Source organism: Streptomyces sp. NRRL B-1140 (assembly GCF_001280065.1).
Classification (GTDB): Bacteria; Actinomycetota; Actinomycetes; order Streptomycetales; family Streptomycetaceae; genus Streptomyces.
Genome location: NZ_LGEA01000116.1, coordinates 25,398 through 45,779 on the forward strand (window position 1 = coordinate 25,398; position 20,382 = coordinate 45,779).

21 protein-coding genes are annotated in these 20,382 nt (G+C 69.9%); 2 read left to right on the forward strand and 19 right to left on the reverse strand.

What is annotated here, in order from left to right:
* Positions 1–12: 12 nt before the first annotated feature.
* From tatC to ADK65_RS28585, 10 genes are all read right to left on the reverse strand, one after another.
* Entirely contained in the window at positions 13–975 is a 963-nt protein-coding gene (gene tatC / locus ADK65_RS28540) for a twin-arginine translocase subunit TatC (protein WP_078956184.1), read from the reverse strand.
* A 47-nt stretch (positions 976–1,022) separates the two neighbouring features.
* Entirely contained in the window at positions 1,023–1,304 is a 282-nt protein-coding gene (gene tatA / locus ADK65_RS28545) for a Sec-independent protein translocase subunit TatA (protein ID WP_033311911.1), read from the reverse strand.
* Positions 1,305–1,564: 260 nt separating this feature from the next.
* Positions 1,565–1,759, reverse strand: coding sequence for a hypothetical protein (locus ADK65_RS28550; protein WP_053673871.1), 195 nt, complete (start codon positions 1,757–1,759; stop codon positions 1,565–1,567).
* A gap of 45 nt (positions 1,760–1,804) precedes the next feature.
* Positions 1,805–2,101: a hypothetical protein gene (locus ADK65_RS28555; RefSeq protein WP_199825721.1), complete on the reverse strand. Its 297-nt coding sequence runs from the start codon at positions 2,099–2,101 to the stop codon at positions 1,805–1,807.
* Between the two features lie 89 nt (positions 2,102–2,190).
* Positions 2,191–3,264, reverse strand: a complete 1,074-nt coding sequence (locus ADK65_RS28560; protein ID WP_078956185.1) for a helix-turn-helix transcriptional regulator — start codon at positions 3,262–3,264, stop codon at positions 2,191–2,193.
* Between the two features lie 17 nt (positions 3,265–3,281).
* Positions 3,282–4,259 (reverse strand): helix-turn-helix transcriptional regulator, encoded by a 978-nt coding sequence (locus ADK65_RS28565; protein WP_053673873.1) that lies wholly within the window; start codon positions 4,257–4,259, stop codon positions 3,282–3,284.
* 129 nt (positions 4,260–4,388) lie between these two features.
* Entirely contained in the window at positions 4,389–4,760 is a 372-nt protein-coding gene (locus ADK65_RS28570; protein WP_010045336.1) for an FKBP-type peptidyl-prolyl cis-trans isomerase, read from the reverse strand.
* Between the two features lie 56 nt (positions 4,761–4,816).
* Positions 4,817–5,797, reverse strand: coding sequence for an FKBP-type peptidyl-prolyl cis-trans isomerase (locus ADK65_RS28575; RefSeq protein WP_078956186.1), 981 nt, complete (start codon positions 5,795–5,797; stop codon positions 4,817–4,819).
* A 189-nt stretch (positions 5,798–5,986) separates the two neighbouring features.
* Positions 5,987–7,348: a Pup--protein ligase gene (gene pafA, locus ADK65_RS28580; protein WP_031106199.1), complete on the reverse strand. Its 1,362-nt coding sequence runs from the start codon at positions 7,346–7,348 to the stop codon at positions 5,987–5,989.
* A 9-nt stretch (positions 7,349–7,357) separates the two neighbouring features.
* Complete coding sequence (locus ADK65_RS28585) at positions 7,358–8,617, reverse strand: MFS transporter (protein ID WP_053673874.1); 1,260 nt, start codon at positions 8,615–8,617, stop codon at positions 7,358–7,360.
* Between the two features lie 88 nt (positions 8,618–8,705).
* Between ADK65_RS28585 and ADK65_RS28590 the strand changes: the two genes are divergently transcribed.
* The gene (locus tag ADK65_RS28590) at positions 8,706–9,716 is read left to right on the forward strand and encodes a LacI family DNA-binding transcriptional regulator (RefSeq protein ID WP_053673875.1); all 1,011 of its coding nucleotides are present in this window, start codon (positions 8,706–8,708) and stop codon (positions 9,714–9,716) included.
* A 183-nt stretch (positions 9,717–9,899) separates the two neighbouring features.
* Here the strand turns inward: ADK65_RS28590 and prcA are convergent, their stop codons facing one another.
* The 6 genes from prcA to arc form a co-directional block, all read right to left on the reverse strand.
* Complete coding sequence (gene prcA, locus ADK65_RS28595; protein ID WP_053673876.1) at positions 9,900–10,643, reverse strand: proteasome subunit alpha; 744 nt, start codon at positions 10,641–10,643, stop codon at positions 9,900–9,902.
* A gap of 67 nt (positions 10,644–10,710) precedes the next feature.
* The gene (prcB, locus tag ADK65_RS28600; RefSeq protein ID WP_053673877.1) at positions 10,711–11,556 is read right to left on the reverse strand and encodes a proteasome subunit beta; all 846 of its coding nucleotides are present in this window, start codon (positions 11,554–11,556) and stop codon (positions 10,711–10,713) included.
* Positions 11,508–12,101: an endonuclease VII domain-containing protein gene (locus tag ADK65_RS37475; protein ID WP_234352983.1), complete on the reverse strand. Its 594-nt coding sequence runs from the start codon at positions 12,099–12,101 to the stop codon at positions 11,508–11,510. Before ADK65_RS37475 ends, prcB begins: the two co-directional genes overlap by 49 nt.
* A 37-nt stretch (positions 12,102–12,138) precedes the next feature.
* The gene (locus tag ADK65_RS28605; protein ID WP_053673878.1) at positions 12,139–12,357 is read right to left on the reverse strand and encodes a ubiquitin-like protein Pup; all 219 of its coding nucleotides are present in this window, start codon (positions 12,355–12,357) and stop codon (positions 12,139–12,141) included.
* Positions 12,358–12,535: 178 nt separating this feature from the next.
* Positions 12,536–14,047, reverse strand: a complete 1,512-nt coding sequence (gene dop / locus ADK65_RS28610; protein ID WP_342449673.1) for a depupylase/deamidase Dop — start codon at positions 14,045–14,047, stop codon at positions 12,536–12,538.
* A gap of 234 nt (positions 14,048–14,281) precedes the next feature.
* Positions 14,282–16,048, reverse strand: a complete 1,767-nt coding sequence (gene arc / locus ADK65_RS28615; protein ID WP_053673879.1) for a proteasome ATPase — start codon at positions 16,046–16,048, stop codon at positions 14,282–14,284.
* A 245-nt stretch (positions 16,049–16,293) separates the two neighbouring features.
* Between arc and ADK65_RS28620 the strand changes: the two genes are divergently transcribed.
* Entirely contained in the window at positions 16,294–16,599 is a 306-nt protein-coding gene (locus tag ADK65_RS28620; RefSeq protein WP_053673880.1) for a ferredoxin, read from the forward strand.
* 59 nt (positions 16,600–16,658) lie between these two features.
* On the opposite strand, the gene ADK65_RS28625 is transcribed toward ADK65_RS28620, so the two are convergent.
* The 3 genes from ADK65_RS28625 to ADK65_RS37485 form a co-directional block, all read right to left on the reverse strand.
* Positions 16,659–17,237 carry a hypothetical protein gene (locus ADK65_RS28625; protein WP_053673881.1) on the reverse strand — a complete coding sequence of 193 codons (579 nt, stop codon included), beginning with the start codon at positions 17,235–17,237 and terminating at the stop codon, positions 16,659–16,661.
* A gap of 318 nt (positions 17,238–17,555) precedes the next feature.
* On the reverse strand, positions 17,556–18,458 hold the full coding sequence (locus ADK65_RS28630; RefSeq protein WP_031141913.1) for a tRNA (adenine-N1)-methyltransferase: 903 nt from the start codon (positions 18,456–18,458) through the stop codon (positions 17,556–17,558).
* A gap of 39 nt (positions 18,459–18,497) precedes the next feature.
* Positions 18,498–20,378 carry a site-2 protease family protein gene (locus ADK65_RS37485; protein WP_078956189.1) on the reverse strand — a complete coding sequence of 627 codons (1,881 nt, stop codon included), beginning with the start codon at positions 20,376–20,378 and terminating at the stop codon, positions 18,498–18,500.
* Positions 20,379–20,382 lie beyond the last annotated feature (4 nt).

The window sequence follows — 20,382 nt, forward strand, 5'->3', positions numbered from 1 at the left end:
GCCCGCCGATCTTCAGGTCACGTCGTCATAACCGTTGATCCGGTCCGTGCGCTCCGAACTCGCCTGCTCGGGCAGCGCCGCGCGGCCGCTCGTCACGGGCTCGATCTCGCCGATGTCCTCGGGCGTGAGATCCAGCTCGGAGGCCTCGTCGTCGGCGGGGCCGAGGGCCTCGCGACGGGCCTTGCGACGGTCGTTGACCAGGGAGAAGGCGACGGCCGCGAAATAAAGGATCCAGATGGGCGCCGCGAGCGCCAGCATGGTCAGCGGGTCGGTGCTGGGCGTGGCGACGGCCGCGAAGACCGTGATGCCCATGATCATGCCGCGCCACCAGCCGAGCATGCGCTTGCCGGTGAGCACCCCGGTGAGGTTGAGCATGACCAGCAGCAGGGGCAGCTCGAAGGAGAGGCCGAAGACCAGCACCATCCGCATGACCAGGTCGAGCAGGTCGTCCAGCGGCAGGAGGTTCGAGGTACCGCCCGGGGTGAACTCCAGGAGCACCTTCGCCGTGGTGGGCAGGACCGTGTACGCGAAGTAGGCGCCGACGACGAACAGCGGGGCACCGGTGCCGACGAAGGCGTAGGCGTACTTCTTCTCGTGCCGGTGCAGGCCCGGCGCGACGAAGGCCCACAGCTGGTAGAGCCAGATCGGCGAGGCGAAGACGACGCCGGCCATCAGGGACACCTTCAGCGCGAGCGTGAAGGGGGTGAGCAGGCCGTTGATGGTGATCTGCGCACAGGGCTTCGCGCCGGGCTGCGACCTGGCCAGTTCCGCGAAGGTCTTGTCACAGCCGACCGAGTCGAGGATCGGCTTGGTGATCAAGTCGATGATGTCGTTGTAGAAGAAGGCGGCGACGACCGTGACGAGGACGATCGCCAGCATCGCCTTGGCGAGCCGGTTGCGGAGCTCGCGAAGGTGCTCCGCGAGGGGCATGCGCCCCTCGGGATCCCTCTCCTGCTTGCGGGCAGACTTCAGCAACCCACGTTCCCATCTCGTGCGGCGGGCCGGAGGTCACCGGCCCTGCGTCAGCGCTTGGTCGTGTCCGTGGGCTCGTTGACCGGGCGCGAGCTGGTCACATCACCGGGCGCTGCCTGGATGGTGCGCTGCGAGGGCTCGTCGTTGTTGGGCGGGCCGGCCGGGGTCGTGGACGACTTGTTCTCGTCCTTCATCGCCTTGGCCTCGCTCTTGAGGATGCGGGCCGACTTGCCGAGCGACCGAGCCATGTCCGGAAGCTTCTTCGCGCCGAACAGCAGGATGATGACGACGAGGATGAGAATGATCTCGGGGGCTCCGAGCCTTCCGAACATAAGTCTTTACCTTCTCACCGAGGCGGCTGTGGTGGGGGTGCTGTGCGACCGGTCGGACATGTGTCCGAACGGTCGTGCTGGCAGCGATCGTAACGCTCGGGGGTAAACGTGAGGCAATCCCTCTGCATCCCTTGCGCGCACTCCCGTCCGCGACCAGTGCCTCGTTAACCGGGCCGCGACCAGCAGCGTACCTGTACGAACCGCCGACGTGACAGGGCGAAGTGTCCCGAAACGCAACTCACGGCCGCCCGCCGGACACCTCACAGAGCGTCGACGGAACGGGCCGCGCTCTGCGCCGACCGCTCCAAGTCCTCGGCGGCGCGGTTGATACGGCGCGCCGAGTCCGTGACCTGCCTGCCCAGGCGCTCCGCCTCCACGAAAACCCGCACGGCGAGCACCCCGAGCACCACAAGACCAGCAAAACCCACCGCAACCGCGAACATCGGCCAGAACATGACGCCGAGCCTAGACCTTCCCGGACGGCCGCGGCCCCCGGCCCGCTAGACGGTGGAGTGCAGCCGCAGGGTCCGCACTCCGCCGCCGGTGAGCAGCTCCACGATCCGCTCCCCCGCGGGCTTGCGGACGGACGCGCCGCACTCCGGGCAGGTGAAGGAGTAGAAGGTGGTGCGGCTCGTGGCGCCGATGGCCAGGCGCAGCGCGCCCGCGGCGAGCTCGCAGTGCTCCCGGCAGTCGGGGCAGCCCGCCCGGAAGACGACCGGGGTCACGCTTCTCATCCCCGCGAACGCGGACTCCACCGTCATGCCCCCGGCACCACCGGACGTCACCGACTCGCTCAAGCCCTCGCTCCTCTTCCTCGGGTCGTACGCCTGCGCGGTGCACGACCGGTGTCGCGGTCCGGCCGGTGACCCCGGAGGGCGTCCCCGACTCACTCCGGCCCGTCGCCCGGCCCCTCCGGAACCGCCCCCACCGCGTGCCGTCCGCGCAGGTCCCCCGGGGCGCCGGCCGTCCCCGCCGCCTCGATCCCGTCGTACGCCGCCAGCGCCTCCCTGGCCGCCCGCCGGGCGCTTCCGGCGAGCTCCGGCGGCGAGACGATCCGGCCGTCCCGCCCGAGTCGCAGTGCCAGGCGCCGCAGCGACGCCGGGTCGGGGGTCCGCAGAGTGATACGCAGCCCACCGTCCGGGAGCTCATCCGCACTGTCGTGCGGGTAGTACTCCGCGACCCACCGGCCGCCGGGCCCGACCTCGATCACGACCTCCGGGTCCTCGGCCGCCGGCTGCACCAGCGCCTCCGAGAGGTCACGCAGTTCGATCTCGGGCGGCGCCGACGGCTCGTCGAGGATCTTGATCTCGGCGACCCGGTCGAGCCGGAAGGTGCGGCGCGCCTCGGAGCGGCGGCACCAGGCCTCGACATACGTGTGCCCGACGCTGACCAGGCGGATGGGATCGATCTCCCGCTCGGTGACCTCGTCACGCGCGGGCGAGTAGTAGCGGATCCACAGCCGGCGGCGCTCGGCGATCGCCCGGTCGACGTCCGCGAAGACGCCGCCCTCGGACTCGAAGGTCACCGACAGGCGCGAGCTGGCACCCGCCGCCTCGCCGGCCGCGGTCTCCACCTTGGCCGTCGCCCGCAGCAGTGCCTGCCGGTCGCTCTCGCGCAGTCCGGGCAGCGTGGACACCGCCCGGGCGGCGACGAGCAGGGCGGTGGCCTCGTCGGCGGCGAGCCTCAGAGGCTCGGCGGCCTCCGCCGCGAGCGCCGCCGGGTTGTGCCACCAGATGCGCTCGCCGTCGGTGTCGATGTCGAGCAGGTCGCCGCCACGGAAACTGGTGCCGCACATGGGCAGCACATCCAGGTCGGAGACCAGCTCGTCCTCGCTGATGCCGAAGGCACGCGCGACGTCCTCGACCCGGGCTCCGGGACGCTCCTTCAGATACGTCACCAGCGAGAGCATCCGCCGGGTCTGGTCGATGGCGTTCACGGGCCTGACCGGTTTGCCTGCCACTGTCTTTCCGCTCCCCCTCAGCCCTTGGCCACGGCCCGCAGCCGGTCCACCACGTCGGCCCGCAGCTCGGCGGGCTCCAGGACGACCACGTCCGGCCCGAACTCCACCAGCCAGGCGTCCAGCCCGTGGCCGTACGGAATCTCCAACTCGTCCCAGCCGTCGCCGAGTTCCCGGACGGAGGTGGCCTTCGCCCGAAGGGGGTACCCCGCCCCGGCACGCAGCCGGATCCGCGCCGAACGGTCGGCGACCTCCCCCGCCCAGCTCGCTACGGTCTCCCGGACGGTCACGACGTCCGGCACCTCGGCGGTGTAACGACCGCCGCGCGAGCGGACCTTGCCCGTGATCCGCGACAGCCGGAAGACCCGCTCGGCACCCCGGTCGCGGTCCCAGCCCGCCAGGTACCAGTGGCCCCGCCAGCACTCCAGCGCCCACGGCTCCACGTGCCGCTGCTCGGGGTGGGCGGCGGTGGCCTTGCGGTAGTCGAAGACGACGGGCCTGCGGTCCCTGCAGGCCAGCATCAGCGGCTCGAACGCGGCCTCGTGCACCGGGATGCGCGGCTCCAGCGCGCCGTGCGACCCGTAGGGGTCGACGTCCTCGGGAAGCCCGGCCGCACGCAGCTTCTGCAGGGCCCCGCTGGCCGCTCCGGCGAGCCGGGCCTGCTGCCACACCTTGGCGGCCAGCCCGAGGGCGGCGGCCTCCTCGGCGTCCAGGGTGATGGGCGGGAGGCGGTTGCTGTCACGGCGGGCCATGTAGCCGATCTCGCCGTCGAGGCCCTCGACGGTCTCGATGACCAGCCCCAGTTCGCGCAGGTCGTCCTTGTCGCGCTCGAACATGCGGTTGAAGGAATCATCGGAGCCGGTCGTGCCGCTGCCCGGCCCGAAGGCCTCTACGTAGGCCTCGATGGAGTCGCGCAGCTCACGCTTGCTGAGCGGGCGCCGCGTCCCGAGCAGACACAGCGCCAGATTCATCAGCCGCTCTGCCTTGGCAATGGCCATCGACGCGCTTCGCCTCCCTATGGTGCTTACGAGCGATGACCGTACCGCCACACGGTGGCACGGCAAAAGCCGAGGGCCCATGCCCGAGCAGGCATGGGCCCCACATGATCGAGTCTGTCCGAAGCCTGCTCAGACTCCGAGCAGGTCGACCACGAAGATCAGCGTCTCACCGGGCTTGATCAGAGGAGACGGGCTCTGGTTGCCGTAGGCGAGGTGCGCGGGGATGGTCAGCTGGCGGCGGCCGCCGACCTTCATGCCCTGCACGCCCTGGTCCCAGCCCTTGATGACCCGGCCGCCGCCCAGCGGGAAGCGGAACGGGGTGCCGCGGTTCCAGCTGGCGTCGAACTCCTCGCCGGTGCTGAAGGAGACACCCACGTAGTGCACGGTGACGGTCTGGCCGGCCTGCGCGACCGGGCCGTCACCCTCCCAGATGTCCTTGATCTCGAGGTCCGCCGGGGGCTCGCCGCCCGGGAAGTCGATCTCGGGCTTGTCGATGCTCACTTCAATTCTCCTTGTTACGTGACCTGCGTCGGGGACAGTCTCACAGACCGGCCGGGTCAGACCGTGCCGAGGATGTCCACCGTGAAGACCAGTGTGTTCTTGGCCAGCTCACTCTGCGGGCTCGCGCCGTAGCCCAGCGAGGGCGGGATCACCAGCAGCACCCGGTCACCCACGTGCTTGCCGACGAGGCCCTTGTCCCAGCCTGCCACCACGGAGCCGTTGCCGATCTGGAAGGCGGTGGCGCCGCCGTGGTCCCAGGAGGAGTCGAACTTCTTGCCGTCCTCCCACTTGACCCCCGTGTACTGGGCGATGAGCCCCTGGCCGGCCTCGACCTTCTTGCCGTCGCCCTTGATCAGCACCTGTTCCTTGAGGTCCTTGGGAGCCTTCTCACCCTTGGGAACGGTGATGACCGCGGCCTTCTGCGACGGCGACTTCACCTCGGGCATGCCCGGCTCGGAAGGCGCCTGCTCGCCCTTGGCCTCCGCCTTGGCGTCGACGCTCGCGGCGCCGACCGGGTCGACCACCCAGATCAGCACGTCCTTCGCGGAGATCCCGGAGGACGTGTTCAGGCTCTGGCCGATCAAATCTCCCGCGGTGCCCTGCACCAGAACACGGCTGCCGGGCTTCTTGCCCTTCACCGCGTCGAGGACCTTCTCGGGAAGCTGCTGGCTCGGCTTGCCGATCTGCTCGATGGACTGCCGCCGCGGCGCCTTGTCACCCGTCGCCCCCGCGGCCCAGGTGCCGCCGAGCTCCTGGTCACCGCCCCACTTCTCGACGGTCCAGTCCAGACGGACGAAGTCCGAGCCCTTGATCGGCGTTCCGGTGCCCGCCGAGAGCGTCTTGACCACGGTCTCGTCGGACGGCTTGCCGTCCTTGGGGACGGAGATCTCGGGCTTCGCCCCGACCTTCCCCTTGACCTCGGCGACGCCTCCCGCCGCATCGCCGTTGTTCCCGTCGTCCGATCCGCACGCGGCGGTGAACAACAGGGCGGGAACGGCCAGCAGCGCGGCCACGAGTCGTTTCGTGTTGTAGTTCATCAGTCCAACTGGGATCGGAGGTGGGGGCAATCCCCGCCACTCTACGGCGTAGCCGCTCCACACTCCCCACACCGCGCGACACGACGCCGCCAGGGCCGCTCCCGCACGGGCGGAAACGGCGGAAAAACACCGGTGCCCGAAGGTACGAAAACCTTCGGGCACCGGCTTCCCGGACGAGCCGGATCCGGCTCACATTCCGGCGATCAGCTTTTCCACCCGGTCGTCCACGGAACGGAACGGGTCCTTGCACAGCACGGTCCGCTGAGCCTGGTCGTTGAGCTTCAGGTGGACCCAGTCGACCGTGAAGTCCCGGCGCTGTTCCTGGGCCCGCCGGATGAAGTCCCCGCGCAGCCGGGCGCGCGTGGTCTGCGGCGGGACGGACTTGCCCTCGAAGATCTTCAGGTCGTTGCAGATACGCGCCGCCTGGCCCTTCTTCTCGAGCAGGTAGTACAAGCCACGACGGCGATGGATGTCGTGGTAGGCGAGGTCTATCTGCGCGACCCTCGGATGCGACATGGTCATGTTGTGCTTGGCACGGTACCGCTCGATGAGCTTGTACTTCATGACCCAGTCGATCTCGGTGCCGATGCGGTCGAGGTCCTCGGCCTCGATCGCGTCCAGCGTGCGGCCCCACAGCTCCAGGACCTGCTCGACGGTGCCGGTGCGGATGCCCCGGCGCTCGCAGAAGTCCAGGGCCTTCTCGTAGTACTCGCGCTGCACCTCCAGGGCGGAGGCCTCGCGTCCGCTGGCCAGACGCACCTTGCGGCGGCCGGTGATGTCGTGGCTGACCTCGCGGATCGCCCGGATCGGGTTCTCCAGGGTGAGGTCCCGCATCACCGTGCCCGCCTCGATCATGCGCAGCACCAGGTCGGTGGCACCGACCTTGAGCAGCATGGTCGTCTCGGACATGTTGGAGTCACCCACGATGACGTGCAGGCGACGGTAGCGCTCGGCGTCCGCGTGCGGCTCGTCACGCGTGTTGATGATGGGCCGGGAACGGGTCGTCGCCGAGGAGACGCCCTCCCAGATGTGCTCGGCGCGCTGGCTGACGCAGTACACGGCGCCGCGCGGTGTCTGCAGCACCTTGCCCGCACCGCACAGCAGCTGGCGGGTGACCAGGAACGGAATGAGAATGTCCGCGAGCCGGGAGAACTCCCCGTGCCGCGCCACCAGATAGTTCTCGTGGCAGCCGTAGGAGTTGCCCGCCGAGTCGGTGTTGTTCTTGAAGAGGTAGACGTCGCCCGCGATTCCCTCCTCGTGCAGGCGTCGTTCGGCGTCCACCAGGAGTCCTTCGAGAATGCGCTCGCCCGCTTTGTCGTGGGTGACCAGTTCGGTCACGTTGTCGCATTCCGGTGTCGCGTATTCCGGATGCGATCCCACGTCGAGATAGAGGCGGGCGCCGTTTCGCAGAAAGACGTTGCTGCTTCGGCCCCATGACACGACACGGCGGAAGAGGTACCGCGCCACCTCGTCAGGAGACAGGCGGCGCTGTCCCCTGAACGTGCACGTGACGCCGTACTCGTTCTCCAGCCCGAAAATGCGGCGGTCCATGAGGGAACATTACGCCCGATCCCCTGAACTGAAACGGGGTTCGACGGCACGGTTCGGATCATTTTCCGAACCGGTCGCAACAACCGCTCCCCGGCCGGGAGCTGCGACTACCCGTCCTGTGGCGGTCAAAACCAGCAGGGACACACCACCCGCGACGGCCGGCACGGCGAAGCCCCACAAGGCCCCGCCCGCCTCGACGACAGGCCCCGCGACGCCCGTTCCGGCCGAGTGGCCCACGGTGAACGTCGTCACCAGCCAGGAAAACGCCTCGGTGACCGTGCCGCGCGGGGCGTGCCGGTCGACGAGGACGAACGCACAGGCGATGGCGGGCGCGAGGAAGACCCCGGCGAGCGCGGTCAGCGCCACCATGGGAACCGCGTCCGGCATCAGCATCAGCGGCAGATAACACACCACCAGAAGGGCCACCAGCACCCGCAGTCGCCGCGCGGGCTCACCGGCCCACTGCCGGGCGCCGTACACGGTGCCGCCGACCAACGCGCCGAAACCCAGGGCCGCCATCAGCCAGCCGTAGACGGCGTCCCCGCCGTGCTCGTCCGCGTAGGGCACGGAGGCGACCGTGATGGAACCGAGGGCCATCCCGATGAACAGGAAGGCCGCCAGCAGCGCGAGCAGCCCGGGCGAGCGCAGCGCGCCCAGCCAGTGCGCCTCACGCGGCGCCGACCGCCAGGTGCGCGAGGGCTCCGAGACCACCACGGACAGCGCCCCGAGCACGCCGACGGCGTTGATCACGAGCAACGCGGCCTGGGTGGACCACAAGGACACGCACAGCGTCACGAGCAGCGGCCCGACGGTGAACATCACCTCCTGGGCCACGGCGTCCATGGCGTACGCCGTGTGCACCTGATCCTCCCTGCGCAGCACGGAGGACCACAACGCCCGCAGCCCGCCCTCCAGGGGCGGCGTGAAGAGCCCGGCACCGGCCACGGCGGCGTACGCGAGCGGCAGCGACCCGATACCGGCGAAGGCGAACAGGGCCATCGACAGCCCGGACAGGACAGCGGCCGGCAACTGCACACGCGGCTGCCCCCGCAGGTCCACGATCCGGCCCAGCACGGGCTGCCCCACGGCGTTGGCGACGCCGTACACGGCCGCCAGCGCCCCCGCCAGGCTGTACGTACCGCCCTCCGCCCGGACGAACAGCAGGATCGCGATGGCGGCCGTGGCGTTGGGCAGCCTGCCCACCAGCGTGCCGACGAGCAGCCGGGCGGCATGTCGCGCCCGAAGGATTTCCAGGTATCCCGTGGCCATGTCCCGCCCCTAGGTTTTACGTATAACGTCCGCGTCCATACGTACCATGGCCGCTGTTCACGGGTCCAGACGAAGGAGCAGGCCGACGGTGGTACGAGGCAGCACACGCCCCACGAGCCGGGACGTCGCCCAGGCCGCCGGCGTCTCCCAGGCCGCCGTCTCCCTGGTCCTCGGCGACAAATGGCGCGGCCGGGTCTCCGAGACCACGGCCCAGCGCGTCCGGGAGGCCGCCCGCGACCTGGGCTACCGCCCGAACCTCGCCGCCCGCAACCTGCGCCTGGGCCACACCCGCACGGTCCTCCTGGTCGTCCCCGCCCTCACCACGGAATTCTTCGCCGGCGTCTACACGGGCGCCGCCCGTGTCGCCGCCCAGCACGGCTTCGGCGTGGTCCTCTACCCCTCCCCCGAAGGCATCGGCCCCGCCCGCGACCCCTTCGCCTCCGCGCAGACCGCGCTGGACGGCGTGATCGCCTCCTCCATGGCCGCGGACGCCCTGACCGCGATCCGCGGCGAGGCACTGCCGCTGGTGATGCTGGACAGCGACCCGCACGGCAGTCTCGGGGCGGCGACGGTGAACCTGGACATCGCCGACGGCGTCCGCCAGGCCGCGGAGCACCTGCTGTCCCTGGGCCACCGCCACTTCCTCCACCTGGCGGCGGACGTCCCCTCCTGGACCTTCGAGGTACGCGCCCGAGAGCTGACGGCCCGCCTGTCGGCGGTACCGGGCACGGCGATGCGCACGACCCGGGCACCCATCTCCATCGAGGGCGCCCAGGCCGCCACCCAGGCCGCCCTCTCGGAGCCCGGCATCCGCCCCACCGCCGTCATCTGCGACGACGACAAACTCGCCGCCGGGGCCTACAAGGCCGCCCGCCGCCTGGGGCTGCGCATCCCCGACGACCTGTCGGTCACGGGCTTGGACGACCTGGCCCTGGCCACAGCCATCGACCCGGAGCTGACAACGGTCCGCCTGGACGCGGAGCTGTTCGGAGAGCGGGGCATGCGGGCCCTCCTGGCCGTGCTGGAGGGCCACGAACCCGAGAGCGGGGACATCCCCGTCCAGCTGGTCGTACGGGGCTCTACGGCACCGCCTCGCTAGCCGTGACGGGGTTGTCGCGGGGGCCGGGTGGGACCACAACCCGGCGGAACGCGGTGCTGCCTGCGCCCACCCGTGCCGCCCCAGCGGCACGACTGCCCGCAGGCCCAGCGGACCCGCAGCCGTGTACGACGACGCGCCCCGGCCACGATCACATCGGCCGGGGCGCGACACACCACGTCAGAACTACTCGGCCTCGTCCTCCGACGCCGCCTCCTGCGCGGCGTCCGCGTCCGCACCCAGCAGCCGCGACAACTGCCGCCCACTGATCCGCTTGAACTTGCGCTTCTGCGGGCGCGTACGGTCCAGCACGGCCACTTCCAGCCGCTCCGCGGGGATCTCCCGCTCACTGCCGTTGGTGTCGCGCGACAGCGCCTGGACCGCCAGCTTCAGCGCTTCCGCGAGGGTCATGCCCTCCCGGTGACGCTGGTCCAGATAGCTGCTGATCTGCTCGGCGTTGCCACCCACCGCGACCGAGCCGTGCTCATCCACGATGGAACCGTCGTGCGGCAGCCGGTAGATCTGGTCACCCTCGGGGGTCTCCCCGACCTCGGCGACGACCAGCTCCACCTCATAAGGCTTCTCCGCGGCGCTGGAGAAGATCGTGCCCAGCGTCTGCGCGTACACGTTCGCCAGACCCCGGGCCGTCACGTCGTCCCGGTCGTAGGTGTAACCCCGGAGGTCGGCATAGCGCACGCCGCCGATCCGCAGGTTCTCGTACTCGTTGTACTTGCCGGCGGCCGCGAAGCCGATCCGGTCGTAGATCTCGCTGAACTTGTGCAGCGCACGGGACGGGTTCTCGCCGACGAACACGATGCCGTCGGCGAACTGCAGCACGACCAGGCTGCGACCACGGGCGATGCCCTTGCGGGCGTACTCCGCCCGGTCGGCCATGGCCTGCTGGGGTGAGACATAGAACGGCGTCGACACCGGTTATCCGTCCCTCTCTGGAAGATTCCGTCGGTTCACTGGACCACCCTCACGAAGACGATCGCCGCTACAGCAGCGCGGCCCGCGGCCCGTCGGGCTGCTCCAGCCGCCGCTCCAGGACCGAGCGAGCGATCTCGGACGCCTCGCCCTCGGTCAGCCGGCGGAAGCCGTCGTCGGTGATCACGGTGACGATGGGATAGATCCGGCGGGCGACATCGGGACCACCGGTCGCCGAGTCGTCGTCTGCCGCGTCGTAGAGCGCCTGCACCACGAGCGTCGTGGCCTCGGCCTCGCTGAGGTCGTCCCGGAAGAGCTTCTTCATCGCACCGCGCGCGAAGATCGACCCGGAACCGGTGGCAGCGTAGTTGTGCTCCTCGGAGCGGCCACCGGTGACGTCGTAGGAGAAGATGCGGCCCCTGTCGCGGTCCACGTCGTACCCCGCGAACAGGGGCACCACGGCCAGGCCCTGCATGGCCATGCCGAGGTTGGAACGGATCATCGTCGACAGCCGGTTCGCCTTGCCCTCCAGGGACAGCTGCGCACCCTCGACCTTCTCGAAGTGCTCCAGCTCCAGCTGGAACAGCTTCACCATCTCCACGGCCAGGCCCGCCGTGCCGGCGATGCCCACCGCCGAGTACTCGTCGGCCGGGAAGACCTTCTCGATGTCCCGCTGCGCGATGACGTTGCCCATGGTGGCCCGCCGGTCGCCGGCGAGGACCACACCGCCGGGGAACGTCACGGCGACGATCGTCGTGCCGTGCGGAGCCTCGATCACGCCCTGGGTGGGGGGCAGTTGCCGGTTGCCCGGCAGGATCTCCGGCTGGTGTTCCGACAGGAAGTCCATGAAGGAGGAAGACCCTGGCGTCAGGAAGGCAGCTGGTAGACGCCCGGTGCTACGAGTGTTGGCTTCCACGCGATTCCTTCCAAGTAAGCGGCGGCCCGGCGGACGGCGTCGGGATCGTCTCCCAACTTGCCGATGGCCGAATTGCAGTTGAAGCACAGTACGCCACGGACCCTACCCGTCTTGTGGCAGTGATCCACATGGGCAGCCGGGGCCTTTAGGCAGATGATGCAGAGCCCCATCTGGGAGGCGACCATCTCGTCCCGCTCGGCTTCGGTGAGGCCGTAGTTGCGCTTCAGATGACGCGCACGTCCCTCGGCTGCTCGGCATGCCTTGCAGGCCGTCGATAGGCCATCGGAAGCTGTTCTATTGCGATCCCACTCGGCGTGCGGCTTGATCTCCCGGCAGCGTTGGCAGTACTTGTGCCCATCGGGCGCGGCCACTCTCGGGCGTGGCTTCCTGCCTCGGGCATCCTGGCGCTGCCGGTAGTACGCCGCGGAGCACTCGCGGCAGTACGCCTGGAGACCGTCCATCACAGCCTTGTTGCTCGCGAAGGCTGCTCGCGGCTTGTCCTGCTTGCACCGCGAGCAGCGCTTCACGCTTTCACTGTCGAACACCCCAACTCCCCCGCCAGCCTTCGAATCGAAGGTGAAATCACTCTCCACCCTTTTGAACGAAGGAGCGCACGAAGTCCTCGGCATTCTCTTCGAGCACATCATCGATTTCGTCGAGGACGGAGTCCACGTCGTCGCTCAGCTTCTCCTGACGCTCCTTGAGGTCCTCGGAGGCCTGCGCGTCCTGCGCCTGCTCCTCGACCTCCTCGGTGGACTTCGTGGCCTTCTGCTGTCCGCCGCCGGTGTCCTTGGTCGCCATATCCCTCACCCCGCTCGGTTCGCCCGACACAGTTGCTCGGTCAAGATCAGACCCTACTCGCCGGGTCTGACAATGGCCCCGCAGTTGCTCCAACGTACGGGGACCACCTCGATGATTCCCGGACCAGGGACTTTCCACCCTGTCCGGCCGGTTACGGACGAGTACCCGTTCATCGGGGTCACCCGCCCGACAGAACTCTGACCAGGTCTTCCGCGGTGCGGCAGCGGTCCAGGAGCTCCTTGACGTGATTACGCGTTCCGCGAAGCGGTTCCAGGGTTGGGACCCGCTGCAGCGAGTCCCGGCCCGGCAGATCGAAGATCACCGAGTCCCAGGAGGCCGCCGCGACGTCGTCCGCGTACTGCTCCAGGCAGCGGCCGCGGAAGTAGGCCCGGGTGTCCTCCGGCGGCACCGTGCGGGCCCGCTCCACGTCCGCGTCGGTCAGCAGCCGCTTCATGCGCCCGCGGGCCACCAGACGGTTGTACAGGCCCTTCTCGGGTCGTACGTCGGCGTACTGGAGGTCGACCAGGTGCAGCCGGGCCGCGTCCCAGTCGAGGCTGTCCCGGCGCCGGTAGCCCTCCATCAGCTCCCGCTTGGCGACCCAGTCGAGCTCTCCGGCCAGACTCATCGGGTCGTGCTCCAGACGGGTGAGGGTGTCCTCCCAGCGCGAGAGGACGTCCTTGGTCTGGTCGTCGGCGTCGGCCCCGAACCGCTCCTCGACGTACTTGCGCGCCAGCTCGTAGTACTCCATCTGCAGCTGGACCGCGGTGAGCGTGCGGCCGCTGCGGAGCGTGACCAGGCGCTTGAGCGACGGGTCGTGCGAGACCTGGTGGAGGGTGCGGACGGGCTGGTCGACGGCCAGGTCGACGGCGATGAAACCGTCCTCGATCATCGACAAAACCAGCGAGGTCGTGCCCAGCTTGAGGTAGGTCGAGATCTCCGAGAGGTTCGCGTCGCCGATGATCACGTGCAGGCGCCGGTACTTCTCGGCGTCCGCGTGCGGCTCGTCGCGGGTGTTGATGATCGGGCGCTTGAGCGTCGTCTCGAGGCCGACCTCGACCTCGAAGTAGTCGGCTCGCTGGCTGAGCTGGAAGCCGTGCTCGTGCCCGTCCTGGCCGATGCCGACGCGGCCTGCTCCGGCGAAGACCTGGCGGGAGACGAAGAAGGGCGTCAGGTGGCGCACGATGTCCGAGAAGGGGGTCTCCCGCTTCATCAGGTAGTTCTCGTGTGTGCCGTAGGAGGCGCCCTTGTTGTCGGTGTTGTTCTTGTACAGGTGGATCGGCTGGGCACCGGGCAGCTGCGCGGCCCGTTCGGCGGCCTCGGCCATGATCCGCTCGCCGGCCTTGTCCCAGAGGACGGCGTCCCGGGGGTTGGTCACCTCGGGGGAGCTGTACTCGGGGTGTGCGTGGTCGACGTAGAGCCGTGCACCGTTGGTGAGGATCACGTTGGCCAGGCCGATGTCCTCGTCGGTGAGCTGGCTGGAGTCGGCGGCCTCGCGGGCGAGGTCGAAGCCTCGCGCGTCCCGCAGCGGGTTCTCCTCCTCGAAGTCCCAGCGAGCCCGGCGGGCCCGGTGCATCGCAGCCGCGTAGGCGTTCACGATCTGGGACGAGGTGAGCATGGCATTGGCGTTGGGGTGGCCGGGGACGGAGATCCCGTACTCCGTCTCGATGCCCATTACTCGCCGTACGGTCATGCGGCCCTCCTTGCCCGGCGGCACCCTCGGTCGTGGGCGCCGCTCAGATACCGCTGGCGCTCGGTTGCGTGTGCGGTGCCCGTCCCCGCACTGCGCGACTCGGCGGTACGCAAGAGCCTAGAACGCCTTTGCGCTGGTGGGGAGATCATTTGCGTCATTGCGTTGCTCCAGCCGTGGCCCGAAAAACAGTCGGCTGCGGGTACCCGCCGAGGGCACCCGCAGCCGCCCTGTCTTTTACAGGTACTGACCGGTATTCGCCACCGTGTCGATGGAGCGTCCGGTGTCCGCGCCCTGCTTTCCGGTGATGAGCGTACGGATGTACACGATCCGTTCGCCCTTCTTTCCGGAGATGCGGGCCCAGTCGTCCGGGTTGGTGGTGTTCGGCAGGTCCTCGTTCTCCTTGAACTCGTCCACGCAGGCCTGGAGGAGGTGGGAGACGCGGAGGCCCTTCTGGTTCTTCTCGAGGAAGTCCTTGATCGCCATCTTCTTGGCGCGGCCGACGATGTTCTCGATCATGGCGCCGGAGTTGAAGTCCTTGAAGTAGAGGACTTCCTTGTCACCGTTGGCGTAGGTGACCTCCAGGAAGCGGTTCTCCTCGGATTCCGCGTACATGTGTTCCACGGCCGTCTGGATCATGTTCTGGACCGTGGCGCCCTTGTCGCCGGCGTGCTCGCCGAGGTCGTCGCCGTGCAGCGGGAGGCGCTCTGTGAGGTACTTGCCGAAGATGTCCTTGGCCGCTTCGGCGTCCGGACGCTCGATCTTGATCTTCACGTCGAGCCGGCCGGGTCGCAGGATGGCGGGGTCGATCATGTCCTCACGGTTGGAGGCGCCGATCACGACCACGTTCTGCAGGCCCTCCACGCCGTCGATCTCGGCGAGCAGCTGCGGGACGATGGTGTTCTCCACGTCCGAGCTGACACCGGAGCCGCGGGTGCGGAAGAGGGATTCCATCTCGTCGAAGAAGACGATGACGGGCGTGCCCTCGCTGGCCTTCTCACGGGCCCGCTGGAAGACGAGGCGGATCTGCCGCTCCGTCTCGCCGACGTACTTGTTCAGGAGCTCGGGGCCCTTGATGTTGAGGAAGAAGCTCTTGCCGGCGGCCTGGCCGGTCACTTCGGCGACCTTCTTGGCGAGCGAGTTGGCCACGGCCTTGGCGATGAGCGTCTTGCCGCATCCGGGGGGCCCGTACAGCAGGACGCCCTTCGGCGGCCGCAGCTCGTGCTCCTTGAACAGGTCGGGGTAGAGGTACGGCAGCTCGACGGCGTCGCGGATGGCCTCGATCTGGCCGCCGAGACCGCCGATCTGCTCGTATCCGATGTCGGGGACTTCTTCGAGGACGAGTTCCTCGACCTCGCTCTTCGGGACGATCTCGTAGACGTAGCCCGAGCGGGGTTCGAGGAGCAGGGCGTCACCGGGCCGGATGTTCACGTCCAGCAGCGGCTCGGCGAGCCGTACCACCCGCTCTTCGTCGGTGTGTCCGAGCACGAGGGCTCGCTCGCCGTCCTCGAGGATCTCCTTGAGGGTGACGATGTCACCGACGCGCTCGAATTCCATGGCCTCGACCACGTTGAGCGCTTCGTTGAGCATTACTTCCTGGCCGCGCCGGAGCTCGTCGAGCTCGACGCTGGGGCTGACGTTCACCCTGAGCTTGCGGCCGCCGGTGAAGATGTCGGCGGTGCCGTCCTCGTTCGCCGTCAGGAAGACCCCGAAGCCGGCCGGTGGCTGTGCGAGCCGGTCGACCTCCTCCTTGAGGGCCACGATCTGGTCGCGGGCCTCACGGAGCGTGTTGGCGAGTCGTTCGTTCTGCGCGGACACGCCGGCCAGGTTGGTCTGCAGCTCGACGATCCGCTCTTCGAGAATCCTCGTGTGTCGCGGAGAGTCGGCGAGCTTGCGCCGCAGGACGGCGATTTCCTGCTCGAGATAGGCGATCTGCCCGGCCGGGTCGTCGGACCCGCGTCCCGGGCGGATGCCGCGGTTCATGTCGTCGTCGTGGGCTGCCACGGTCCTCACCTCCTCCAAGGGGAGCTGGACGCTTCCAGACCCTACCTGGGCGGGTGTCGATTGAAACCCCTAGATCACAAAGACGGTCGGGGTGTGTCCGATCTTCACCCTTGCGCTCTCCCTCACGCCAGGGGAATACCCAGCGAACATGATTGGAACCCAGGCGAAGGTAGGGTCGAGCTGTTCAACACCCGCCGGAGCTGGCCGGATTCCCGGCCCGGCTCGGCGGAGAAACGGCAGGAGAGATGAGCGTGCAGCAGGTGGCCGGGGCGGAAGGCGAGGAGCTGGAGGTCTGGATCGACCAGGATCTGTGTACCGGTGACGGCATCTGCGCCCAGTACGCGCCGGAGGTGTTCGAGCTGGACATCGATGGTCTGGCCTATGTCAAGAGCGCCGGCGACGAGTTGCTCCAGGACAAGGGAGCGACAACGCCCGTTCCGCTGCCGCTTCTCACGGACGTGATCGACTCCGCGAAGGAGTGTCCGGGCGAGTGCATTCATGTGCGCCGGGTTTCGGACAGGGCCGAGGTGTACGGTCCGGACGCGGAGTGACCGCTTCTTTACCTTCCGTGACTACTGTCTGATATCTCACACGTTCCGTCGCGCGTGGTTCACACGCTGCGCGCTCCGGCCGGCGTGGAGCGGACGAACGAGCCGTCCTGCCAACGCCATTTCGCGTCGCTCTTCACGTCGGGGCAGCAACGCGGCACGTCGGCCGACGAGTAGCCGAGGAGCGTGGCGCTGACGGCTCCGTCGCGTACGGCGAAGTCGGTGACCGTGGTGCCGTCCTTGGGGTTGAGCAGGGTGGCCACGACGCGCGGCTCGGCGCCGTCGGCGTCGCGTGTCAGGACGTACACGCCGTCCGGCGGGGTGCCCATCGGGGAGTCGCAGTGCACCACGGCCACCGTCTCGGGGCGGCCGTCGCCGTCGAGGTCTCCGGAAGCCCGTTTCTTCACGACGGCCTTCACCGGGCCGCACTCGATCGGGAACGCGACCGTGGCCGGGTCGGGTGGAGTCAGGTGCGCCGGAGCGCTCTTGGTCTCGGGGGCGGTCGGCTGGGCCGCCGTCGCCGCGCCGGGCTGCAGGATCGAGGAGAAGGCCACGACGCCGGCGACGGCCGTCGCGGTGGCGAGCCAGTGGATGGGGCGGGTGTGGGTGTGGGCGAGGTCCGGGACGGCGGAAGACTGCACTAGGAGGGTCTCCTGGGGCTGTGCCGGTGGGGTGGCCAGCATGGTGCCACACGTCACAGTCCGAGGGAACGGCGGGGTGTGCGTGTCCTGTGCCGGGGAAGTCAGAAGGGTTGCGGTTCCTGCCGTTGTGTCAGCGGACCGCGGGAGTTTCGCCCGCGCTGTGGCGCGCCCAGGGCCGTAAGGGCTCTTTCGGCAGGTCAATGGTCTCGCAGGAGCATTCACCCGGGGCGGCAACGAAAGGGCGCCGTGGCGGAGTTCCGGTGTGGATCCGGGAACTCCGCCACGGCGCCGATGCGTTGGGCGCGGTGACGGGCCGTTTCAGCGGGCGGTGCCGCCGTCGGCGTTGGGCCCCGCGTAGTCCTCGCCGTAGGCGCCCTTGGCGGGGCGGCGGCGGCGCATGGGCGGCTCGACGCCGTCGGCGAGGCGGCGGGCGGTGAGCAGGAAGCCGGTGTGGCCGATCATCCGGTGGTCCGGGCGGACGGCCAGGCCCTCGATGTGCCAGTTCCGGATCATCGTCTCCCAGGAGGTCGGCTCGTTGAAGCAGCCGATCTCGCGGATGGACTCCACGGTCCGGGCGAGCTGGGTGGTGGTCGCCACGTAGCAGCACAGGATGCCGCCGGGGACGAGTGCCTTGGAGACGGCTTCCAGGCACTCCCAGGGGGCGAGCATGTCGAGGATGACGCGGTCGACGTCGGCGTCGGACAGGTTGTCCTGGAGGTCGCCGACGGTGAGCTGCCAGGCGGGGTGCGGGCCGCCGAAGTAGCGCTCGACGTTCGCCTGGGCGATCTCGGCGAAGTCGGCGCGGCGCTCGTAGCTGTGCAGCATGCCCTGGTCGCCGATGGCCCGCAGCAGGAAGCTGCTGAGGGAGCCGGAGCCGACGCCCGCCTCCACGACGCGCGCGCCGGGGAAGATGTCGGCGAAGGCGAGGATCTGCCCCGCGTCCTTGGGGTAGACCACGGCGGCGCCGCGGGGCATGGACAGGACGTAGTCGGGGAGCAGGGGGCGCAGCGCGAGGTAGGCGACGTTCCCCGTGGTGCGGACAACGCTGCCCTCGGGAGCGCCGATCAGTTCGTCGTGCGGGAAGGAACCCTTGTGGGTGTGGAAGTTCTTCCCGGCCTCGAGCGTGAACGTGTAGTGGCGGCCCTTGGGGTCGGTCAGCTGAACCTGGTCCCCGACCTTGAAGGGCCCGCGCCTGCGGGCGGCACCGGTCGGTTCGGACATGTGACCAGCCTACCGGTCCCGGGAGGGGGCTCCGACCACTCAGCTGGGCCTGGCCATCGCCTTCACGAAGGCGCGTTCCACGTCGGCCGCCGACAGCACGCCGTAGATCTCGCCCGTCTCCTCCACGACCAGGTACTCGGTCGCGGGGGTCTCTCGGAGCGCGTCGAGGAGTTCCTCGCCCGACAGTTCCGCGGAGACGCGCATGCCGTCGGTGAGGTCCTGGGCGAGGCCGCTGACGGCGACCCAGGGGCGGCGGTGCTCGGGTACGCCGACGATGGCGGCCTCGCGGACGAGGGAGAGGGGCTTGCCGTCGGCGTCGACGACGACCAGGGCGCGGGCGCCGGCGGCGTTGGCGCGGCGCAGGGCCTCCGAGAGGGGGGTGTCGGTCTCGACGGGGACCGCGCGGCGGGTGAGGGCGCGGGCGCGCAGTTCGGGGAGGTGCTCGCGCAGGCGGGCCATGCGCAGGCTGTTGCCGGCGCCGGTCCAGATGATCGCGGCGAGGATGGCGGCGAGCAGGGCGTCGAGGACGGTGTCCATGCCGACGTTGTCGACGGCGTCGGTGCCGAGGGCGCCGGACTGGGTGAGCAGTGGTAGTCCGATGAGGACGGAGACGGCGAGGGCGCGGCCGACCCAGGCGGCGGCGATGGTTCCGGTCATCGGCTTGCCGGTGATCTTCCAGACCACGGCCCGGAGCATGCGGCCGCCGTCGAGGGGCAGGCCGGGCAGGAGGTTGAACGCGGCGACGATGAGGTTGGAGATCATCAGGCCGGCGAGCAGGACGCCCGGGACGGTGCCGGGTTCCACGGCCAGCAGGGCGGCGTAGAAGACGCCGGCGAGGACGAGGGAGAGCAGGGGCCCGACGAAGGCGAGCACGAACTCGCGGCCGGGGGTCTCGGCCTCCTTCTCGATCTCGGAGACGCCGCCGAAGAACTGGAGCCGGATGCGGCGGACCGGGAGCTTGAAGCGGAGGGCGGCGACCGTGTGGGCCAGTTCGTGGACCAGTACGGATGCGTAGAAGGCGACCGCGAAGAAGAGGGAGACGAGGTAGCGGGCGGCGCCGAGCTCGGGCAGCACGCGCTCCAGCTGGCCGCCGAAGACCCAGGTGATCAGCGCGGCGACGAGGAACCAGCTCGGCGCGACGTACACGGGCACCCCGAAGGGCCGCCCCATGAGCAGCCCGCCCCGGGGCTCGGGCCGCTGGGGGGCGGGGCCCTTGCCGTCTGCGGAGTGCGCGAGGGGGCGGTCGCCGTGGTGGCTCGAGTGGCCGGGGGCGGGGGTGGGGCCCGCGGGCTGCGGACGGTCCTGTTCGCCCGCGTCCGGGGCCTGGCCCGGTCGATCCGGCTCGGGCCGGCCGGCGGAAGGTGCCGAGTGCGGACCACTCGCGTAGGCGCGGTCGGGGTGGGTGTCGCCCTGGTGCGGCCGGTCGCCGTCGGGTTCCGCCGGGGCGGGGGCGGTGGTGTGCGGGGTCCGCGGGTCCGGTGCAGGGCCGACGGTGGGGGCTTCCTCCGCCTGCGGGTCGCTCTCAGGGCCGTCCGACGCTGTCGGCCGGGTCGCCGGCGCGTCTGTCGGAGAGGTACCGGCGGGCGTAGCCGGGGGGGGGGGTGGGGGGGGCGTCGGGCGGGGGGGGGTCGGCGCCGCGGGGGGGGGGGGGGGGGGGTTGGGGGGGCGGGCGGGGGGGGTGGGGGGTTGTGGGGGGGCTTCGGGGCCCCCGGGGGGGGGCGCCGGGCCCGGGGCCGGCATCGGGGCCTCAGTGGACTGCTCCGGTGCCGGGGTGGGCTGCTCGGGAGTCAGGTGGTGGGCGTTCCGGGGGTGTTCGTCGGTGGGGATCGGGTCGGTGGCCCGGTCCGGACGCCCCGCGTGGCGCTCGGCCGACTCGTCGTTGCCGGACCGCGGCCGCCCGCGCCCGCCGCTCTCGTCCACCGGT

Bases quoted from the DNA above. Each gene is read 5' to 3' on its own strand.
- ADK65_RS28605 (WP_053673878.1), bottom strand. From the start codon at position 12,357: ATGGCGACCAAGGACACCGGCGGCGGACAGCAGAAGGCCACGAAGTCC.
- dop (WP_342449673.1), bottom strand. From the start codon at position 14,047: ATGACCGTACGGCGAGTAATGGGCATCGAGACGGAGTACGGGATCTCC.
- ADK65_RS28565 (WP_053673873.1), bottom strand. From the start codon at position 4,259: ATGGCCATTGCCAAGGCAGAGCGGCTGATGAATCTGGCGCTGTGTCTG.
- ADK65_RS28585 (WP_053673874.1), bottom strand. From the start codon at position 8,617: ATGGCCACGGGATACCTGGAAATCCTTCGGGCGCGACATGCCGCCCGG.
- ADK65_RS28550 (WP_053673871.1), bottom strand. From the start codon at position 1,759: ATGTTCTGGCCGATGTTCGCGGTTGCGGTGGGTTTTGCTGGTCTTGTG.
- ADK65_RS28620 (WP_053673880.1), top strand. From the start codon at position 16,294: ATGAGCGTGCAGCAGGTGGCCGGGGCGGAAGGCGAGGAGCTGGAGGTC.
- tatA (WP_033311911.1), bottom strand. From the start codon at position 1,304: ATGTTCGGAAGGCTCGGAGCCCCCGAGATCATTCTCATCCTCGTCGTC.
- ADK65_RS28575 (WP_078956186.1), bottom strand. From the start codon at position 5,797: ATGAACTACAACACGAAACGACTCGTGGCCGCGCTGCTGGCCGTTCCC.
- pafA (WP_031106199.1), bottom strand. From the start codon at position 7,348: ATGGACCGCCGCATTTTCGGGCTGGAGAACGAGTACGGCGTCACGTGC.
- ADK65_RS28630 (WP_031141913.1), bottom strand. From the start codon at position 18,458: ATGTCCGAACCGACCGGTGCCGCCCGCAGGCGCGGGCCCTTCAAGGTC.